This is a genomic window from Pseudomonas sp. URMO17WK12:I9 (assembly GCF_900230165.1).
In the GTDB taxonomy this organism is placed as follows: Bacteria; Pseudomonadota; Gammaproteobacteria; order Pseudomonadales; family Pseudomonadaceae; genus Aquipseudomonas; species Aquipseudomonas fulva.
Genome location: NZ_OCMQ01000005.1, coordinates 288,850 through 306,901, shown reverse-complemented (window position 1 = coordinate 306,901; position 18,052 = coordinate 288,850). Strand labels below are relative to the sequence as shown.

Annotated in this window: 16 protein-coding genes and 1 riboswitch; of the genes, 6 read left to right on the top strand and 10 right to left on the bottom strand. The window is 64.1% G+C overall.

Annotation, left to right across the window (positions count from 1 at the left end; translation table 11 throughout):
• Positions 1-6 precede the first annotated feature (6 nt).
• From CRP40_RS13340 to CRP40_RS13325, 4 genes are all read right to left on the bottom strand, one after another.
• A complete protein-coding gene (locus CRP40_RS13340) occupies positions 7-615 on the bottom strand; it encodes a YqiA/YcfP family alpha/beta fold hydrolase (RefSeq protein ID WP_027913971.1) in 609 nt (202 codons plus the stop codon).
• Between the two features lie 294 nt (positions 616-909).
• The gene (gene cpdA / locus CRP40_RS13335; protein ID WP_027913972.1) at positions 910-1,710 is read right to left on the bottom strand and encodes a 3',5'-cyclic-AMP phosphodiesterase; all 801 of its coding nucleotides are present in this window, start codon (positions 1,708-1,710) and stop codon (positions 910-912) included.
• 12 nt (positions 1,711-1,722) lie between these two features.
• On the bottom strand, positions 1,723-2,175 hold the full coding sequence (locus tag CRP40_RS13330; RefSeq protein WP_027913973.1) for a DUF1249 domain-containing protein: 453 nt from the start codon (positions 2,173-2,175) through the stop codon (positions 1,723-1,725).
• Entirely contained in the window at positions 2,166-2,783 is a 618-nt protein-coding gene (locus CRP40_RS13325) for an NUDIX domain-containing protein (RefSeq protein ID WP_023532940.1), read from the bottom strand. The genes CRP40_RS13330 and CRP40_RS13325 overlap by 10 nt, the downstream gene beginning before the upstream one ends.
• Before the next feature lie 185 nt (positions 2,784-2,968).
• Here CRP40_RS13325 and CRP40_RS13320 point away from each other — a divergent pair, with 185 nt between their 5' ends.
• Positions 2,969-3,715 carry an RsiV family protein gene (locus tag CRP40_RS13320; protein ID WP_027913974.1) on the top strand — a complete coding sequence of 249 codons (747 nt, stop codon included), beginning with the start codon at positions 2,969-2,971 and terminating at the stop codon, positions 3,713-3,715.
• Here the strand turns inward: CRP40_RS13320 and cytX are convergent.
• Positions 3,684-4,967 carry a putative hydroxymethylpyrimidine transporter CytX gene (cytX, locus tag CRP40_RS13315; RefSeq protein ID WP_027913975.1) on the bottom strand — a complete coding sequence of 428 codons (1,284 nt, stop codon included), beginning with the start codon at positions 4,965-4,967 and terminating at the stop codon, positions 3,684-3,686. The genes CRP40_RS13320 and cytX overlap by 32 nt on opposite strands.
• 110 nt (positions 4,968-5,077) lie before the next feature.
• A complete protein-coding gene (gene thiC / locus CRP40_RS13310; protein ID WP_027913976.1) occupies positions 5,078-6,958 on the bottom strand; it encodes a phosphomethylpyrimidine synthase ThiC in 1,881 nt (626 codons plus the stop codon).
• 154 nt (positions 6,959-7,112) lie between these two features.
• Positions 7,113-7,219: riboswitch (TPP riboswitch) on the bottom strand.
• 159 nt (positions 7,220-7,378) lie between these two features.
• Here thiC and CRP40_RS13305 point away from each other — a divergent pair.
• A complete protein-coding gene (locus CRP40_RS13305) occupies positions 7,379-8,812 on the top strand; it encodes a TolC family outer membrane protein (RefSeq protein ID WP_023532888.1) in 1,434 nt (477 codons plus the stop codon).
• Positions 8,813-8,910: 98 nt separating this feature from the next.
• Here CRP40_RS13305 and waaA read toward each other — a convergent pair whose 3' ends face one another.
• A complete protein-coding gene (gene waaA, locus CRP40_RS13300) occupies positions 8,911-10,182 on the bottom strand; it encodes a lipid IV(A) 3-deoxy-D-manno-octulosonic acid transferase (RefSeq protein WP_027913977.1) in 1,272 nt (423 codons plus the stop codon).
• Positions 10,183-10,193: 11 nt separating this feature from the next.
• On the bottom strand, positions 10,194-11,084 hold the full coding sequence (locus CRP40_RS13295) for a LysR family transcriptional regulator (protein WP_027913978.1): 891 nt from the start codon (positions 11,082-11,084) through the stop codon (positions 10,194-10,196).
• Positions 11,085-11,167: 83 nt separating this feature from the next.
• On the opposite strand from CRP40_RS13295, the gene CRP40_RS13290 reads away from it, so the two are divergent.
• The 4 genes from CRP40_RS13290 (at position 11,168) to CRP40_RS13275 (ending at position 14,607) form a co-directional block, all read left to right on the top strand.
• Entirely contained in the window at positions 11,168-11,500 is a 333-nt protein-coding gene (locus CRP40_RS13290; RefSeq protein ID WP_027913979.1) for a multidrug efflux SMR transporter, read from the top strand.
• Between the two features lie 104 nt (positions 11,501-11,604).
• Complete coding sequence (locus tag CRP40_RS13285) at positions 11,605-12,780, top strand: FAD-dependent oxidoreductase (RefSeq protein WP_027913980.1); 1,176 nt, start codon at positions 11,605-11,607, stop codon at positions 12,778-12,780.
• On the top strand, positions 12,777-13,589 hold the full coding sequence (locus CRP40_RS13280) for an aldo/keto reductase (RefSeq protein ID WP_027913981.1): 813 nt from the start codon (positions 12,777-12,779) through the stop codon (positions 13,587-13,589). Before CRP40_RS13285 ends, CRP40_RS13280 begins: the two co-directional genes overlap by 4 nt.
• Before the next feature lie 46 nt (positions 13,590-13,635).
• On the top strand, positions 13,636-14,607 hold the full coding sequence (locus CRP40_RS13275) for a hypothetical protein (RefSeq protein WP_027913982.1): 972 nt from the start codon (positions 13,636-13,638) through the stop codon (positions 14,605-14,607).
• A gap of 69 nt (positions 14,608-14,676) precedes the next feature.
• Here CRP40_RS13275 and hldE read toward each other — a convergent pair whose 3' ends face one another.
• Positions 14,677-16,098, bottom strand: coding sequence for a bifunctional D-glycero-beta-D-manno-heptose-7-phosphate kinase/D-glycero-beta-D-manno-heptose 1-phosphate adenylyltransferase HldE (gene hldE / locus CRP40_RS13270; protein ID WP_027913983.1), 1,422 nt, complete (start codon positions 16,096-16,098; stop codon positions 14,677-14,679).
• Between the two features lie 129 nt (positions 16,099-16,227).
• Complete coding sequence (gene msbA, locus CRP40_RS13265; RefSeq protein WP_027913984.1) at positions 16,228-18,033, bottom strand: lipid A export permease/ATP-binding protein MsbA; 1,806 nt, start codon at positions 18,031-18,033, stop codon at positions 16,228-16,230.
• Positions 18,034-18,052: the final 19 nt, after the last annotated feature.

The window sequence follows — 18,052 nt, the reverse complement described above, 5'->3', positions numbered from 1 at the left end:
AAAAAATCAAAATACAGAAAAATCGAGTGCAGCGTACTGCGTCGGGGCAACACCGGCGAAGGCCAGCAGGGCCGGCAGGCGCTCGGCGAAGCCTTGAAAACTGTGGTCCCCACCGGCCTGGATACGCAGCGCGCAGTGGCGGTAGTACCGCTCGGCATGGCGATAGTCCAGGGTTTCGTCACCGGTCTGCAACCATACCTGGTAGCGGCTTGGGTCCGCAGGAGGCGGGACCTCCAGCTCGGCCAGCGCCTGGACGTGGTCGAGGGTCAACTCCCACGCCTGGCCTGTGTGATGGTTGTGCTGGGTACCCAGATAGCCGTCGAACGAGCGGTGCGGCCCTACGGCGGGATTGATCAGCAAGGCCTTGAGGCCATGGCGTTCGGCCAGGTAGGTGGCATAGTAGCCGCCCAGTGAGCTGCCCACCAGCAACGGCGCGTCCAGTTCGGCGATGCAGCCTTCAAGCTGCTCGATGGCCTGGCGGGGGTGGTGATGCAGCGCTGGCAGGCGCAGCCGGTCGATCAGCCCGAGGTGCTGCATGACGGCCTGAAGCTGCCTGGCCTTGGCTGACAACGGCGAACTGTTGAAGCCGTGTATATAAAGGATGGAACCCGACATGCTGCTCCCCGAAAGCTGTAGCGTTGCGCCTGTAGGCAGGCGCAGGGACGCGCAGTGTATCGCGTTCGCAAGGTTTTGGCGCCGCGCCGGTTTTTCTGAAACACATTCCCCGACGGGCAGGGTGAAGAGTCACTGAGAGGATTCGCAGCTTTGGTGTAAGCGGCGGGATGGGCGTCTGACCGGCATCTACACGGCAATGTGCTGGCTTGCTGATACGGCACCAGACAGTTGGGCCCACAAGCCCAAGAGCCCGTCAGCTCAGGCACCACACGGCCAATGGAGCGGCCTCGCGGTTCAATACCCGGGGCTATCGAAATCGAGCCTGACCTCGAAATCCAGCGCCCGCTCCACCCCCGTGTCCACCGTCCCATCAGCATGCAGGCGGATCCAGCGGTAGCCAGGATGCTGCTGACTCACCTCGAAATCCTCACTGCCTGGCGCGAACTGAATGCAGGTCGAAGGCGTGGCCAGCAGCCGCAGGTCGCCGCGCCATTGATCCCATTCCTGATGCACGTGCCCCCACAACAGCGCGCGCACCTGGGGATGACGATCGAGCACGGCGAACAGCGCATCGGCGTTGCGCAGGCCGATGGGGGCGATCCATGCGCAGCCGATGTCGACCGGTTGATGGTGCAGGCACACCAGGCAATGGCGCTCCCCTGCCGTGCGTAAGGCCGCCTCCAGCACACTGAGCTGGGCGTCCTGCAGCCAACCATGGGCCGCCCCTGGCACTGCCGTGTCGAGCATGACGATGCGCCAGACCCCGATGTCGGTAACCGGCTGCACCAACTCGGGCGCCACCTGCGCCATCACCTGCGCTTCGTCATGGTTGCCCGGTAGCCAGCGCGCCGGCGCGGCAAAGCCTGCGGTCAATTGCTCAAAGGCTGCGTAGGACGCAACGCTGGCGTCCTGGGACAGGTCCCCCGTGCACACCAGCAGGTGCGTGTCGTGCTGCTCGCGCAACGCCTGCTGCACCACATGGCGCAGGCTGTCGCGGGTATTGAGGCCCAGCATGCTGCCCTCGGGGCTGGCGAACAGATGGGCGTCGGTCAGGTGCACCACGTTAACGGTGCCGGCAGGGTTCGAGTGCGGCAAGGCCGTCTCCTTTCAGCGAGCGCTTACCAGTTCGTGGCCGCAGGCCAGGCAGTGGGAAAGCCATTCACCCAGGAACAGGTTCAGCTGGGCTTTCTCGTCCGGCTGATGCATGGCGGCGTTGGGGTAAGGATAGATGCTACGCAAGCGCCGGGCGTGCTCAGCACTCACCACTTCGGCCATGCGGGCATCGTGGTACACCTGCACCTCCATGACCGGGACCGGCAGCCAGGGCAGACTGTGCTCCTGGCGTATGCGCAGCGTGGTGGTATAGGGGCAGGCCAGGACCACGTCGAGCACCAGCACGCCCAGCATCTGGTCGCCCTGGGTCATGCCGATGCTGCGCGAACTCTGGGTGGTGCGCATGTCCGGGAGCAGGCGCATCAGCCGGGCATAGTTGGCCTCGCAGGCGGCCTGCAACCCGGCCAGGTCGACCCGGTAGCGCTCGCGCAACAGGTTCACTTCCACATACCTCGAACTTCGTCGCGGTTCAGGGCAAGCCATTGCAAGCCGATGATGGTCGCGGCATTACAGATGCGCCCGTCGCGTACCGCCTGCAAGGCATCCTCGAACGACCACACGCGCACCCGGATGTCCTCGCCTTCGGACTCCAGCCCGTGCAGGCCGCCGGCACCCTCGGCGCTGCAGCGGCCCAGGAACAGGTGGACGTATTCGTCACTGCCGCCTGGCGAAGGAAAATAGCGCGTCATCGGCCACAGCGCGCTGAAGGTCAGGCCGGCCTCTTCCTCGGCCTCGCGGTGCGCCACCTCTTCAGGTTGCTCATCCTTGTCGATCAGCCCGGCGACCATCTCGATCAACCAGGGGTTGGCGACCTTGTCCAGGGCACCCACACGAAACTGCTCGATCAGGACCACTTCATCGCGCTGCGGGTCGTACGGCAGAACGCACACCGCGTCATGGCGCACGAACAGCTCACGGCTGATTTCCCGACCCATTCCACCGGCGAACAGCTCATGGCGAAGGTGGAGCTTGTCGAGCCTATAAAAGCCCTGGAAGCACTTGTCCCGCTTGACGATCTCGACCGCCTGGGGCACTGAATTCAACGTATCCGACATGAAAATCCTCGTTGCATCGCTGCTGCATCGCGCCATCCTACTCTGCACGCTGGCACGTTTCACCCCCCGGCGACAACCGTTGGCGTACATGGCACAGCAGGCCCGGTCTCTGTTAGCTTAGTGGCGAACTGAAGGCCATGCCGACGGTCAAAGGCCGACTTTTCCCTGTTCTTGCAAGGATCATCATGACACTTGTCAAACTGACATCCATCGCTGTGCTGGCCTTGGCGCTGGGCGCATGCCAGAGCCTGTTCGCCCCCAACTACCGAGCGCCGCTCGAGGTCAAGCGCGAAGCCTGGGAACACGTCAAGCCAGGCTGCAGCGAGCGTGATTGCCCGTTGGTGAATATTGACACCGTGCATTTCCCGGCGTTGCCCAAGCTCGACGGCATTGTCGAAAAGCGTCTGCTGCAACTGACCGAGGACAACCAGCACGGGGCGGCACCGACAACGCTGCAAGCCTACGAACAGCACTACCTGTCCAACGCCGAGAAGCGCAACAGCAGCTACCTGCAGGCCAAAGTACGCGAACAGCATGACGGGCTGGTGATCATCGAGCTGTCCAGCTACCTGGATACCGGTGGCGCCCATGGCATGCCAGGTCGTGCGTTCATCAACTATTCACGCAAGCTGGACAAGGTCCTGACCCTGCAGGACATGCTGGTCCCCGGCCAGGAAGAAACGTTCTGGAAGACGGTGGAGGAATCACACCGGGCCTGGCTGATGAGTGTCGGCATGGACAAGGATGCCGAGTTCATCAAAACCTGGCCATTCAAGCGCTCGCCGCATATCGCTCTGACCTACGGCGCGGTGGTGGTGAAGTACGAGGTGTACGCCATCGCGCCGTATTCCATGGGCCATGTGGAGCTGAAAATTCCCTACCCACGCCTCAATGGCGTGATCAAGCCCGAACTGTTCCCCGGCCGCGGCTGAAGTTCAATACGCCATACAACACACCTGCCAGCACCAACGCCGGCAGGGTCGCGCCCAGGTCCGGCGCCTGGGCGGCGATGATGTGATACGCCGCCACGCCTGCCGCCCATGCCAGCAATGCCGGCCAGTGCAGCGCCCCCACATGGGCTGGAATGCTGCGACGGCGAACCCAGTAATGGTCCGTCAGCACCACACCGAACAGTGGGGCGAACACCGAGCCGATCAGTAGCAGGAAGTTTTCGTACTGGGCAAGCGGTGCCAACAGGGCGATCAGGGTGCACAGCACGCCGATGGCCAGGGCCAGGTGTTCAACCTTCACGCGTGCCAGCACGCCGGCGGAGACCGCCGCCGAATGAATGTCGGCGAAGGCTTTTTCCGATTCGTCGAGCAGAATCAGTAGCAACGGAATACCCATGCCCGCCCCAGCGAGCGCCAGCAGCAGGGCATTGACTTCGCCTTGCGCCGCGAAGGCCAGGGTATAGGCCACCCCCAGGCTCATCAACCAGGTGTTGCCGATGAAATACCCCACCACCGTGCTGCCGAACACCTGCCTGCCGTCGCGGGCAAAACGCGAATAGTCGGCAATCAGCGGCAGCCAGGACAGGGGCATGGCGATGACGATGTCAAAGCCCACGGCCAGCGACATCGACCCATCCCCGCCGCGCTGCCACAACATCGCCAGGTCGGCCTTGGCGAACAGGTTCCAGGTCAGCCAGACACAGGCGCCCAGCAGCAGCCAGATGCCCCAGGCCCGCAGGATCTTGCGCACGAAAGCCAACGGTCCACTGACCGCCAGCACGGTGGCCAGCGCGCCAAAACACAGCGTCCATAGCACCGGGCTGTTCCAGATGCTGCCCTCACCGAAGGCTCGCGCACCCAACAGGCTGGCGGCATCGCGCATCACGATGATCTCGAAGGCGCCCCAGCCTATCAGCTGCAATACGTTGAGCAGCGCTGGCAAGCGCGCACCCTGCGCCCCCAGGCTGAGCTTGAGCGTACCCATGGCGGACAAACCGGTGTCGCTGCCGATCACACCGGCAGCACCCAGCAACAGCACACCGACCCCGGTGCCCAGGACGATGGCCAGGATGGCCCCGGACAGGCCAAGGCCCGGCGCCAGCATGGCACCGACTTGCAGCACCATCAGGCCGATGCCTAGGGAAAACCACAGTGAAAACAGGTCGCGGCCACCGAATACGCGCTGGCCGTTGGGAATGGGATGATCAGGGGAAAATTGACTGGACGTGGTCATGCTTGCTCGCACTCGGCAATGTGATTGTTGGGGTGGGCGCAAGGCAGGCCGCTAATCAGGTCCCTGCTTCGCGGCCTGAGTGGCGCCCACCTTGGCCCAAAGGCTGGGCCTCAGACCTTGTGGTACAGCTGGCTGCCGGCCTGGCGGAAGCGCTCGGCCTGCTCGCGCATGCCCTGCTCCACCGAGACGTCCACGGTTTCGATCCGGGCAGCGTATTCACGCACCTCCTGGGTGATCTTCATGGAGCAGAACTTCGGCCCGCACATGGAGCAGAAATGCGCCACCTTGGCCGACTCCTTGGGCAGGGTCTCATCATGGAAGGCACGCGCCGTGTCGGGGTCCAGCCCCAGGTTGAACTGGTCTTCCCAGCGAAACTCGAAGCGCGCCTTCGACAGCGCGTTGTCGCGAATCTGGGCCCCTGGGTGACCTTTGGCCAGGTCGGCTGCATGGGCCGCAATCTTGTAGGTGATGATGCCGGTCTTGACGTCGTCCTTGTCGGGCAGCCCCAGGTGTTCCTTGGGCGTGACATAGCAGAGCATGGCGCAGCCGAACCAGCCGATCATGGCCGCTCCGATGCCGGAAGTGATGTGGTCGTAGCCAGGGGCGATGTCGGTGGTCAGCGGGCCCAAGGTGTAGAACGGCGCTTCGTCACAGCATTCGAGCTGCTTGTCCATGTTCTCCTTGATCAACTGCATCGGCACATGGCCGGGGCCTTCGATCATGCACTGCACATCGTGCTTCCAGGCAATCTTGGTCAGCTCGCCCAGGGTTTCCAGCTCGCCAAACTGCGCCGCATCGTTGGCATCGGCGATCGAGCCCGGTCGCAGGCCATCGCCCAGCGAGAAGCTGACGTCGTAGGCCTTCATGATTTCGCAGATTTCATCGAAGTGGGTGTACAGGAAGTTCTCCTGGTGATGCGCCAGGCACCACTTGGCCATGATCGAACCACCCCGGCTGACGATGCCGGTGACGCGCTTGGCGGTCAGCGGTACATAGCGCAGCAGCACCCCGGCATGGATGGTGAAATAATCCACGCCCTGCTCGGCTTGTTCGATCAGCGTGTCGCGAAACAGCTCCCAGGTCAGGTCCTCGGCCACGCCACCGACCTTTTCCAATGCCTGGTAGATGGGCACGGTGCCGATGGGCACGGGGGAGTTGCGAATGATCCATTCGCGGGTTTCATGGATGTGCTTGCCGGTGGACAAGTCCATGACGGTGTCCGAACCCCAGCGAATGCCCCAAGTGAGCTTGGCCACCTCTTCTTCGATGGACGAACCCAGCGCACTGTTGCCGATGTTGCCGTTGATCTTCACCAGGAAGTTGCGGCCGATGATCATCGGCTCCAGCTCGGTGTGGTTGATGTTGGCCGGAATGATGGCGCGGCCACGGGCCACTTCCTCGCGCACGAACTCGGGGGTGATTTCCTTGGGAATGCTGGCGCCGAAGCTGTGACCGGCATGCTGCGTATCGAGCAGGCCTGCCGCCCGGGCCTCCTGCAGCTTCATGTTCTCGCGGATGGCCACGTATTCCATCTCGGCGGTGATGATGCCCTGGCGGGCGTAGTGCATCTGCGACACATTGGCGCCTGGCTTGGCACGACGCGGGTTGCGGACATGGGCGAAGCGCAGCTTGGCCAGCTCGGCGTCGTTCAGGCGCTGCTGGCCGAAGTGGGAGCTCAGGCCGTTCAGGCGCTCGGTGTCACCGCGTGCATCGATCCAGGCCGAACGCACGTCGGCCAGGCCCTTGCGCACGTCGATCAACACCTCTGGGTCGGTGTAGGGGCCGGAAGTGTCGTAGACCAGCACGGGCGCATTACGCTCGCCCCCGAAATCGGTGGGCGTGTCGGCCAGGCTGATCGCGCGCATCGGTACGCGAATATCCGGGCGCGAGCCCTGGACATAGACCTTGCGCGAGCGCGGAAACGGCTGCACGGACTGCTGATCGACTTGCGCCGATTCGCTGAGGTTCATCGCTTTTTCTTGTTGGGTCATCACAGGCTCTCCAGACGGCTTCCTAGCAGTGGAATGTCGGGGTGAACCTGAAGGACGCGGACGCACTCCTAGACGGGTGCGGTGCCAAAGACGGGGTGTCATGGGCTGCAAACAGCCGATGCTTTCCCGGACCTGGCACAAGAGGCTCCCCGGGAAGGCGAGCAATCTTGTTCCCTACGCAGGCGCTAACCTGATCAGGTTCAACGGGATCCGCACCTATGCGATCTCAGCCTTTGCTTCAAGGCACCCCGACAAGAACATGCGCAGTCTAGACTGGAGTTGCCGGCAAAGCCAAGCGAGCAATCCCGGGAATGATCAACGGCATCAGGGTGATTGTTGCCCGCAGCGCGTGGCACTACACTGCGTCATCAAGCAAAACTCAACAGTTCAGTAATTACATTTCGTACAAGGATTGCCCCTATGCTGCGCAAACTCTCACTGGCCCTGGCCGTGTCTTGTGCGTCCCATACGATGGCCTGGGCGGCGGACGTACCGGCAACGGTGAAAACCGATCTGGTGAGCGTTTACCAGGAAGCGGTAGAGAACAACGCCGACCTGGCAGCCGCCCGCGCCGACTACGGCGCGCGCCGCGAAATCGTGCCCCAGGCCCGTGCCGGCTTGCTGCCCAACCTGTCGGCCGGTGCCGAGATGCAAAGCACCCGCACCAAGCTCGACGAGCCGTCGATCACATCCAACCGCAGCGGCAATGCCTGGAGCGCGACCCTGGCCCAGCCCATCTTCCGCGCCGACCGCTGGTTCCAGTTGCAAGCGGCCGAGGCCGTCAACGAACAGGCCGCGCTGGAGCTGTCTGCCACCGAGCAGAACCTGATCCTGCAGACTGCGCAAAGCTACTTTGCGGTGCTGCGTGCGCAGGACAACCTGGCGGCCAGCAAGGCCGAGGAAGCGGCCCTCAAGCGTCAGCTCGACCAGTCCAACGAACGTTTCGACGTGGGGCTTTCGGACAAGACCGACGTGTTGCAGTCCCAGGCCAGCTATGACACGGCCCGCGCCAACCGCATCATCGCCGACCGTCAGGTGCAGGATGCTTTCCAGGCGTTGGTCACCCTGACCAATCGGGAGTACACCGCTATCCAGGGTGTGGTCCACAGCCTGCCGGTGCAGGTGCCCGTGCCCAACGACGCCAAGGCCTGGGTCGAAACCGCCGGCCGGCAGAACCTCAACCTGTTGGCGACCAACTACGCGGTGTCCGCGGCGGAAGAAACGTTGCGTCAGCGCAAGGCCGGTCACGCCCCGACCGTAGATGCCGTGGCCAAATACCAGAAGGGTGACAACGACAACCTGGGCTTCAGCAACCCATCGCCGCTGGGTGTTCGCTATGGTGGCGACGTGGAGCAGACCACCGTTGGCCTGCAGTTGAACATTCCCATCTACAGCGGCGGGCTGACCAGTTCACAGGTACGCGAAGCCTACCAGCGCCTCAGCCAGAGCGAACAGCAGCGCGAAAGCCTGCGCCGTCAGGTGGTGGAGAACACCCGCAACCTGCACCGTGCGGTGAACACCGACGTCGAACAGGTACAGGCGCGCAAGCAGTCGATCATCTCCAACCAGAGCGCGCTCGAGGCTACCGAAATCGGCTACCAGGTGGGCACCCGCAACATCGTCGATGTGCTCGACGCCCAGCGCCAGCTGTACACCTCGGTGCGCGACTACAACAACAGCCGGTACGCCTACATCCTCGACAACCTGAGCCTGAAACAGGCGGCCGGCACGCTGAGCCCGCAAGACTTGCAGGACCTCAAGCGCTACCTGAAACCCGACTACAACCCGGACAAGGATTTCCTGCCACCGGACCTGGCGGCAGCGGCGGCGAAGAATTTCGAGCGTAAGCCCTGAGGACGGGCAGCCTCATCTGGGGGAGCCGGCTTGCCGGCGATGGGCCGCAAAGCGGCCCTGATCACGCCAACCGCAACCATCGCCCCGACAGTGAGCGCTCAGGGCATCAGCCTTCCCAACCCCTTCAGCAAGCGCTGCAGCGCCCCTTGGTTGGCCCTCATCACCGCCCTACCCGCCTCACCCATGCGCCGGGCATCTTGCGGTAATTCGACCAGCCGTTGCACGGCACCGGCCAACCCCTGAGCGTCATCGACCTGCTGCAACGCACCCGCCTCGCGCAGCATGGCGCTGATTTCGAGGAAGTTGAACACGTGCGGCCCCATGAGCACCGGTAGCGCCAGGGCTGCCGGTTCCAACGGGTTGTGCCCGCCGGTCGGCACCAGGCTGCCACCGACGAACGCCATGTCGGCCAGGGCATACAAGAACAGCAATTCACCCATGGTGTCGCCCAGCAGCACCTGGGTCTGGGCAAGCACCGGTAGCCCGGTAGAGCGACGCACCGTGGCAAACTGCTGACTGCAGATGGCATGAACCGCGTCAAAGCGCTCCGGATGCCGGGGCACCAGGATCAGCAACGCATCCCCATGCACCTGCAGCAACTGCTGGTGTGCCTGGAGGATCAGGGCATCTTCGCCGTCGTGTGTGCTGGCGGCAATCCACACCGGGCGCGAAGTGGCGGCCCATTGCTGGCGCAAAGCCTGGGCGCGCGGCACCAGCTGCTCATCGATCTTCAGGTCGAACTTGATCGAGCCGGTGACCTGCACGCAGGCAGCACGCGCGCCGAGTGCCAGAAAGCGCTGCGCCTCCACCTCGGTCTGCGCGGCAATCAGGCTCATTTCGGCCAGCATGGGCCGGGTCAGCCTGGCAAACCGCCCGTAGCCACGGGCCGAGCGTTCGGACAGGCGCGCATTGGCCAGCGCCACGGGAATACCGCGCCTGGCGCATTGATGGATGTGATTGGGCCAGAGTTCGGTTTCCATGATCACGCCCAGCCTTGGCTGCACATGGTCGAGAAAGCGCCCCGCCGCCCACGGCAGGTCGTATGGCAAGTAGCAATGCTGGACCCGCGGCTCATCGGCGAACAGGGCGCCAATGCGCTCCGAACCGGTGGGCGTCATGCACGTCAGTGTGATCGGCAGCTCAGGGTAGGCCTTTAGCAGTGCGCGCACCATGGGGGCAGCTGCGATGCTTTCGCCTACGGAAACCGCATGGACCCATATGCCGCCCTTGCGCATCGTCGGCAGCTTGATGGCAAAGCGCTCGCCGATACGGCGCCCGTAGGCCGGCGCCTTGCGCGCGCGTAGGTACAGGCGAAGTGCAAGCAGTGGCAGGGCAAGGTGAAACAGCAAGGTGTAGAGAGTTCTGTTCATGGCGACGCAGTTTACCCGATCGCACGCAAATGCACCGCAAAGCGCTCGGCCAGCCACTGCGCCGCAGGCCCCAGCGGCTCGTCCCGACGCCAGGCCAGCTCCACCACCAGCGCCGGTGGCCGCCAGTCGCTGGCCAGCTCCACCATATGCGCCTGATAGGTGGGGTACTGCACCACATGCCGCGGCAGCCAGGCCCAGCCCAGCCCGCGCATCAGCAGTTCGGCCATGGCATAGAAGCTGTCGGCCCGCCACACCTGTGGGCTGATCGCCTCACCCCCCGGGTAACCGCTCTGCTGGGGGGTGATCAGCAGCTGGCGATGGCGTGCCAGTTGCTGTCGGTCCGCCCGGCCGGCCTGCGCCAAGGGGTGGCCGACGGCGCAGACCGTGACCATTTCCACGCTACCCAAGGCCCGCCGTTCCAGCGACGCCGGTACGCGCTCATGGTGAAAGAACAACCCCAGGTCGGCACGCCGCTCCACCAGCTTGCGTGCGACGTCGCCCTGCGCGCCGCTGGCCAGTTGAACTTCCAGAAAGGGGTAACGGGTTGCCAACTCATCCAGGCTGTCGATGACAGGCTGATACGGCATCGCCTCATCCTGCGCCACCCGCAGCAGTGCTTCCTGGCCACGCATCAACGCCAAGGCCCGCCCATCCAGACGCTCGCACTGGCGCAGCAGCTCGCGGGCATCGGCAAGCAGCGCTTCGCCGTTTGCGGTGAGCTTCGGCTGGCGCCCACTGCTGCGTTCGAACAGGGTGACCCCAAGGTCCGTTTCGAGCAGGGCGATGGCGTTGCTGACCGCTGATTGAGCCTTGTGCTGTTCGCGCGCAACGGCAGAAAACGAACGCAGCTCAGCCACGCGCATGAACGTGCGCAACTGATCCAGACTCCATTGCTCGGCCATTCACCTATCTCCTTACCAGATAGGTAATGACTTTACCGCATTCGAGTACGGCCTAGAATGCGCCCATCCACTGGAGAACCGCCATGAATGCCTACACCTACCTCGCGATTGCCATCTGCGCCGAAGTCGTCGCCACCGCCTCCATGAAGGCTGTCAAAGGCCTTAGCACCCCATTGCCTCTGCTGCTGATGGTGGCGGGCTACGCCATCGCGTTCTGGATGCTGACGCTGGTGGTGCGCAGCATCCCGGTGGGCATCGCCTACGCGATCTGGTCGGGGCTGGGTATCGTGCTGATCAGCGTGGCGGCACTGGTGCTCTATGGGCAGAAACTGGACATCCCGGCGATGCTCGGCATGGCGATGATCGTCGGCGGCGTGGTGGTGATTCAGCTGTTCTCCAAGACCACGGGGCACTGAGCCGGGCCGTGGCAGCAGCGTCAGGATGCGTGGCGCACGCCAGCCCGTGCATCCGACCCTGAGCCTGTATACTTGCCAGCTGTCCCAGTTTTCGAGGTATCGCCATGCCATCTGCCATTTCCACTGACGTGCTGATCGTCGGCGCCGGGGTCGCAGGCCTCTGGCTCAATGCCCGCTTGCGCCGCCTGGGTTATTCGACAGTGCTGGTGGAGCGCGCCACGGTAGGCGGCGCACAGACGCTCAAGTCCCAGGGCATCATCCATGGCGGCACCAAGTACGCGCTGCATGGGGCGCTGACCGGCGCCTCGGAGGCGATTGCCGACATGCCGCGCCGCTGGCGCGAAGCCTTGGCGGGCAACGGCGAACTGGACCTGCGCCATACGCGCCTGCTGTCCGATGCGCACTACCTGTGGTCTCCAGGCACCCTGGCCGGCAATCTCACCAGCTTCTTCGCCAGCAAGGCGGTGCGCGGCCGGGTGGATCAGGTCAAAGGCGACCAATTGCCTGCGGCGTTGCAGGACCGTGCCTTCAAGGGCAAGGTCTATCGGTTGGCCGAACTGGTGATCGACGTGCCCAGCCTGCTGACCAACCTGGCCGAACTGGCCGGTGACAGCCTCCTGGCGGGCGAACGCATCGAGCCGCTGCGCGACGAGGGCGAGCTGGTGGGCCTGCGTGTGGACGGGCGTGACATCCGCGCCCAGCGCATCGTGCTCAGCGCGGGCGCCGGCATCGCGGACCTGTTGCAGGCACTGGGGCTCGAGCAGCCCGCCATGCAAACCCGCCCCCTGCACATGGTGATGGTCAAGGGAGCCAACCTCAAGCCACTTTATGCCCATTGCCTGGGCGCAGGCCCCAAGCCGCGGATGACGGTCACCACCCACCCGGCCGCCGACGGACAGTGGGTGTGGTACCTGGGCGGCGAACTGGCCGAAGCCGATGGCGTGGCCCGCGAGCCGGCCGCGCAGATCGCCGCCGCGCAGAAAGAAGTGGCCAGCCTGCTGCCCTGGGTGGATCAAAGCCAGTTGCACTGGGCCACGTTGCGAGTGGACCGTGCCGAGCCTGCCCAGTCCGGCCTGGTGCGCCCGGACAATGCGTTTCTTGCCGAACAGCAACGGCTGCTGGTGGGCTGGCCTACCAAGCTGGCCCTGGCACCTGACTTCAGCGACCGGGTTATCCGCCAGTTGCAACGCGACGCCGTGCAACCTCAGGCCCAGGCCGACCTGACCGACTTGCCGCGCCCGCCGCTGGGCCAGCCTGCATGGGAGACCCTCCTGCCATGAGCTTGCCAACTCTCCACGGTTTGCACCGCCCCCTGGGCAGCACGGGCTTGCAGGTTTCGCCCCTGGGGCTGGGCACGGTCAAGCTTGGCCGGGACCAGGGCGTGAAATACCCTTCAGGCTTCACCATCCCCGGCGACGATGAAGCCAGGCTGCTGCTTGGCCAGGCCCGCGACCTGGGCATCAACCTGCTAGATACCGCTCCGGCCTATGGCCGCAGTGAAGAGCGCCTTGGCCCGCTGCTGCGGGGTCAGCGCGATGCCTGGGTGCTGGTGAGCAAGGTGGGCGAGGAATACGACGCCGGTCAATCGCGTTTCGATTTCAGCGCGGCCCACACGCGCCGATCGGTGGAGCGCAGCCTGCGCCGGCTGGAAACCGACCGCATCGACCTGGTGCTGGTGCACTCCGACGGTAATGACCTGGCCATCCTCGAGCAGCAGGCGGTGTATGAGACCTTGGCCACGCTCAAGCGTGAAGGCAAGATCCTGGGCTTCGGGTTTTCAGGCAAGACTGTAGCCGGAGGCTTGAAGGCCTTGGAGCAAGGCGACTGCGCCATGGTCACCTTCAACCTGAACGAACAGGCAGAGCGCCCGGTACTCGACTACGCTGCGCAGCACGGCAAGGCCATCCTGGTCAAAAAGGCCCTGGCCAGCGGCCATGCCTGCCTGGCACCCGGCGTCGACCCGGTCCGTGCCAGCTTCGAGCTGCTCTTCGCCCACCCTGGCGTCAGCAGTGCTATCGTGGGCACCATCAACCCGTTGCACCTGGCCCATAACGTGGCCACCGTCGCCCGAATCCTGGGCCAGCATTGAGTCTGCCTGGCCACGCGCCGGGCGAGCCGTCGCAAGGAGGAGCAACGTGGCGCGAACGCTGATACGCAAGAACCCGAGCAACTTCAAGACGCTGCCGCTGCATGTCGAGGCCACGGCCGAAAGCCTTCTCTACCAGGGCACTGGCATGCCCCTCAATTTCGCCCAGACCCAACAACGTCGCAAACCGGTGGCGGTGGCAGATCCCCAGCGGTTCGTGGTCGAGCTTGCCAACTTGGGTGTGTCGGTGCGCCTGACGCTGAGCTGGCAGAACCGCGACTACTGGGTGCTGGTGCGTCAACGGCGCCAAGACCGCGGCGACGTGGTGCTAAAGCTGATCTCAGGTTACGTGCCCGCTCAGGAACTGAACCTGCCATTGCACACCGCCGTGCAGGAAGTAGCCGAGGAATGCCTGCTGGAAACCACAGAGGGCTGGCTGGGCGGCCGCTTCAACGACACCTGGCTACCTGTGCCCTATGCGGCAGCCTTGCACTACCGAGAAACGCCGCATTTTCAACTGACCCCGCAGTCCGGTGCCGCCCGCCCGGTCCACTGCGGCAACCTGGTCCTGCTGGAGCGGCCCCGTGCCTACGTGCACCTGCCGACCGCTTCGCTGCAACTGATCTACGACATGCGCCTGCAAGTGCCCAGGGAGGCCAAGAAGCTCAGCCTGTTCCATGTGGATGAACGTCTTGAGGGCGACCAGTTGGTGGCGCGGCTGAACCGCAAGCGCCCGGACCTGTACCTGATGCCGCTACAGGACGGCCAACCCCTGGCCGAGCTGTATACCCTGAAGAAAGACGAACTGGTGCCGGCCAGCACACGGGGGTTGTACCTGGCCGAAAGCTTCGCCCGGCAGGAGGGCTGGGTGGTCAACGAGGAACGGATACGCTGGAAGGATTGGGTGCGTCAACAAGGCCTGGTTGAACCCAAGCCTGCCCGAGCCTCCCACCTGCAACGGTTCGGTGCCAAGGCCCGAGCGCTGCTCAAGCGGGCGCGTACCTCGCTGCACAAGCCCTGAGCGAAGCGGGCATGCAGCGCGCCGCCGCTGGCGCCGCCGCAACAAGGGCTGCCACGCAGCCCTGCCCTGTCAGTGCTTGCGGATCTTCTCGACGATGGCAGTGGTGGAGCTGTTTTCGACCAGCCCCAGCACTTTCACGGTGCCGCCATAGGCGTTGACGATGTCGGCGCCAACCACTTGGTCGATGCCGTAGTCGCCGCCTTTGACCAGCACATCCGGCTTGACCTGGCTCAGCAGGTTTTCTGGGGTGCCTTCGGAGAAACTGATCACCCAGTCCACTGCGCCCAAGCCTGCCAACACGGCCATGCGGCGATCGACGCTGTTGATCGGCCGGCCCGGGCCCTTCAGCCGGCTGACCGATGCATCGTCGTTGACCGCCACGATCAGGCGATCGCCTTGAGCGCGCGCCTGCTCCAGGTAGGTCACGTGGCCCGCATGCAGAATGTCGAAGCAGCCATTGGTGAACACGATACGCTCGTTGTGTGCCCTGGCATCGTCGATCGCTACCAGCAATTGCTCAAGGCCCAGCACCCCGCGCTCGGACCCTTCTTCGCGCTGGATGGCGCGGCGCAGTTCCGGCGCGCTGATCGCCGCAGTACCAAGCTTGCCGACGACAATACCCGCCGCCAGGTTGGCCAGGGCCACTGCCTGGGGCAGCTCTTCACCGGCGGCAATGGCGGCGGCAAGGGTGGAGATCACCGTATCGCCTGCGCCGGTCACATCGAACACTTCACGTGCACGGGCTGGCAGGTGCAGGGGCGGATGACCATTGCGCAGCAAGGTCATACCGTGCTCGCCACGGGTCACCAGCAAGGCGCCCATGTCCAGCTCCTGGAGCAGCTGCAAACCTTTGGCAACCAGCTCCGCCTCGTCGGTACAACGCCCAACGATGTTCTCGAACTCGCTGAGGTTGGGGGTAATCAGGCTGGCCCCGCGATAGACGGAGAAATCCTTGCCCTTGGGGTCGGCCAGCACCGGGATGCCCTTGGCCCGTGCGGCCTGGATCAGCGCCTGGTGGTTTTTCAGCGCGCCCTTGCCGTAGTCCGACAGCACCAGGACCTTGACGCCTTCGAGCAAACCGTCGACTTCTGCGCTGAGCGACACCGGGTCGGTGGCGAAGGATTCTTCGAAATCGATGCGCAGCAACTGCTGGTGCCGGCTCATGACCCGCAGCTTGACGATGGTCGGCTGATGCGCAATGCGCTGGAAAACCGAACGCACGCCTGCCGCCTGCAGGCTGTTGGAAAGGCTGTCGGCAGCTTCGTCCTGCCCGGTGACGCCCACCAGGGACGCCGGCGCGCCCAGTGCGGCGATGTTCAAGGCCACGTTGGCCGCACCGCCTGGGCGATCCTCGATCTGATCGACCTTGACCACCGGCACTGGCGCTTCCGGCGAAATACGCGACGTACCGCCATGCCAGTAGCGGTCGAGCATGACATCGCCGACCACCAGTACCGGGGCTTGATCGAAACGCGGCATGGACAACTTCATGGGCAACCCATATGACAATAGTGAACAGGGACGGGATATTAGCACAGCGCGGCTGGCGGCTTTAGGGCCAGTTCGCGCTGAGGAATACCCCGAAACAGAAGGGGCACCGAGGCCCCTTGGCAGGTAGGATCAGGTGATGTCGGCCTTGGCCGGCTCATCCAGGCCCATGGCATGCAGGCGCGCATAGTAACCGTTGGCGGCCAGCAGCTCGGCATGGGTGCCCCGCTCCACCAGACGGCCCTGATCCATGACCAGGATCTGGTCGGCCTTCTCGATGGTCGACAGGCGATGCGCGATCACCAGCGTGGTGCGCCCCTGCATCACGCGGTCCAGCGCAGCCTGGATGTGCCGCTCGGACTCGGTATCCAGGGCCGAGGTCGCTTCGTCCAGGATCAGCAGTGGCGAGTTCTTCAACAGCGCGCGGGCGATGGCCAGGCGTTGGCGCTGGCCACCGGAGAGCAACACCCCGTTTTCGCCGATCTGGGTATCGAAACCTTTGGGCAGCTGATCGACGAAATCCTTGGCGAAGGCTGCCTCAGCCGCCGCTTCGATGTCGGCACGCGGCGCCCCGGCCAGGTCACCGTAGGCAATGTTGTTGGCGATGGTGTCGCTGAACAAGGTCACATGCTGGTTGACCTGGGCGATGTGTCGACGCAGGTTGAGCAACTTGAAGTCTTCGATTTCCACGCCATCGAGCAGTATCTCGCCGCTGCTGTGGTGGTAGAAGCGTGGAATCAGGCCGGCCAGGGTGGACTTGCCGCTGCCGGAGCGGCCCACCAGCGCGACCATCTGCCCAGGCTCGACGGTGAAGTTGATGTCGCTCAGCACCTGGCGATCGGTACCGGGGTAGGTGAAGCTGAGGTTGCGCACTTCCAGGCGCCCGCTGACCGCATCGCGCTCGACGGTACCGGTGTCCACTTCTCGCTGCTCGTCGAGCTGCTCGAAGATGCTCTCGGCACCGGCCACGCCCTTCTGGATGGTCGAGCTCACTTCCGAAAGCTGGCGAATCGGCTTGGGCAGCAGGCCGGCCAGGGTGATGTAGGCCACCATGTCGCCTGCCGAGGCATCGCCACGAAGGTACAGCACCAGGAACATCAGCACGGCCATGGCAACGTAGATCACCAGTTGCAGCAGGGGCGTGTAGATGGCGCTGGTACGGGTCATGCGCAGCTGCTTGTCGGTGTTGCTCTGGCTGGCCTTGAGGAAGCGCTGGCGCTCGTAGGCCTCGCCGCCGAAGCTGCGCACCACGCGGTAGCCCTGAATGGTCTCGGACGCCACGTGGGTGACGTCGCCCATGGCAACCTGGATCTTCTTGCTCTGTTTGCGGAATTTCTTGCTGGCACGGCCCACCATGAAGGCGATCAGCGGCAGGATGGCCAGCATCACCAGCGTCAGGCGCCAGTTCATCAACAGCAGCGAGCCGAACAGGAACACCACCGTCATGCCTTCGCGAATGACCACCTTGATGGCGTCGGTAGCCGCCCCAGTGACCATGGTCACGTTGAAGGTGATGCGCGAAATCAGGTGCCCGGAGTTGTTCTGGTCGAAGTAGCGGTTGGGCAGGCTCAGCAGGTTGTTGAACAGCTGCACCCGCAGGTCATGGACCAGGCCCAGCGAGACCTTGGCCAGGAAGTAGTTGCCCAGGAACGAACCCAGGCCTTGCCAGGCGGCGATGATGATGATCAGCGCCGGCACCGTGTGCAGCAGGTTCAGGTCGCGCAGGTGCGGGACGTTAGGAAACAGCGAGGCATCCGGGTTGGACAGGCCGTCGACGAAATACTTGAGGATGTAACCCAGCATTGGCTGGGTCGAAGCAAAGATCAGAAAGCCCAGGATACTCAGCAGGAACACGCCGATGTAGGGTCGGACATAGCCAAGTAGACGGAAATAGATCTTCATGCTCGATGGGCTCTGGGAGCCGTTGGCGTCTGTCATATCACGGAACATGCTGAAA

Coding starts and splice junctions, on each gene's coding strand:
- thiC (WP_027913976.1), bottom strand. CDS start 6,958: ATGACCCAACAAGAAAAAGCGATGAACCTCAGCGAATCGGCGCAAGTC.
- CRP40_RS13290 (WP_027913979.1), top strand. CDS start 11,168: ATGAATGCCTACACCTACCTCGCGATTGCCATCTGCGCCGAAGTCGTC.
- CRP40_RS13280 (WP_027913981.1), top strand. CDS start 12,777: ATGAGCTTGCCAACTCTCCACGGTTTGCACCGCCCCCTGGGCAGCACG.
- CRP40_RS13295 (WP_027913978.1), bottom strand. CDS start 11,084: ATGGCCGAGCAATGGAGTCTGGATCAGTTGCGCACGTTCATGCGCGTG.
- CRP40_RS13340 (WP_027913971.1), bottom strand. CDS start 615: ATGTCGGGTTCCATCCTTTATATACACGGCTTCAACAGTTCGCCGTTG.
- hldE (WP_027913983.1), bottom strand. CDS start 16,098: ATGAAGTTGTCCATGCCGCGTTTCGATCAAGCCCCGGTACTGGTGGTC.
- cytX (WP_027913975.1), bottom strand. CDS start 4,967: ATGACCACGTCCAGTCAATTTTCCCCTGATCATCCCATTCCCAACGGC.
- waaA (WP_027913977.1), bottom strand. CDS start 10,182: ATGAACAGAACTCTCTACACCTTGCTGTTTCACCTTGCCCTGCCACTG.
- CRP40_RS13305 (WP_023532888.1), top strand. CDS start 7,379: ATGCTGCGCAAACTCTCACTGGCCCTGGCCGTGTCTTGTGCGTCCCAT.
- CRP40_RS13320 (WP_027913974.1), top strand. CDS start 2,969: ATGACACTTGTCAAACTGACATCCATCGCTGTGCTGGCCTTGGCGCTG.
- CRP40_RS13325 (WP_023532940.1), bottom strand. CDS start 2,783: ATGTCGGATACGTTGAATTCAGTGCCCCAGGCGGTCGAGATCGTCAAG.
- msbA (WP_027913984.1), bottom strand. CDS start 18,033: ATGACAGACGCCAACGGCTCCCAGAGCCCATCGAGCATGAAGATCTAT.
- CRP40_RS13285 (WP_027913980.1), top strand. CDS start 11,605: ATGCCATCTGCCATTTCCACTGACGTGCTGATCGTCGGCGCCGGGGTC.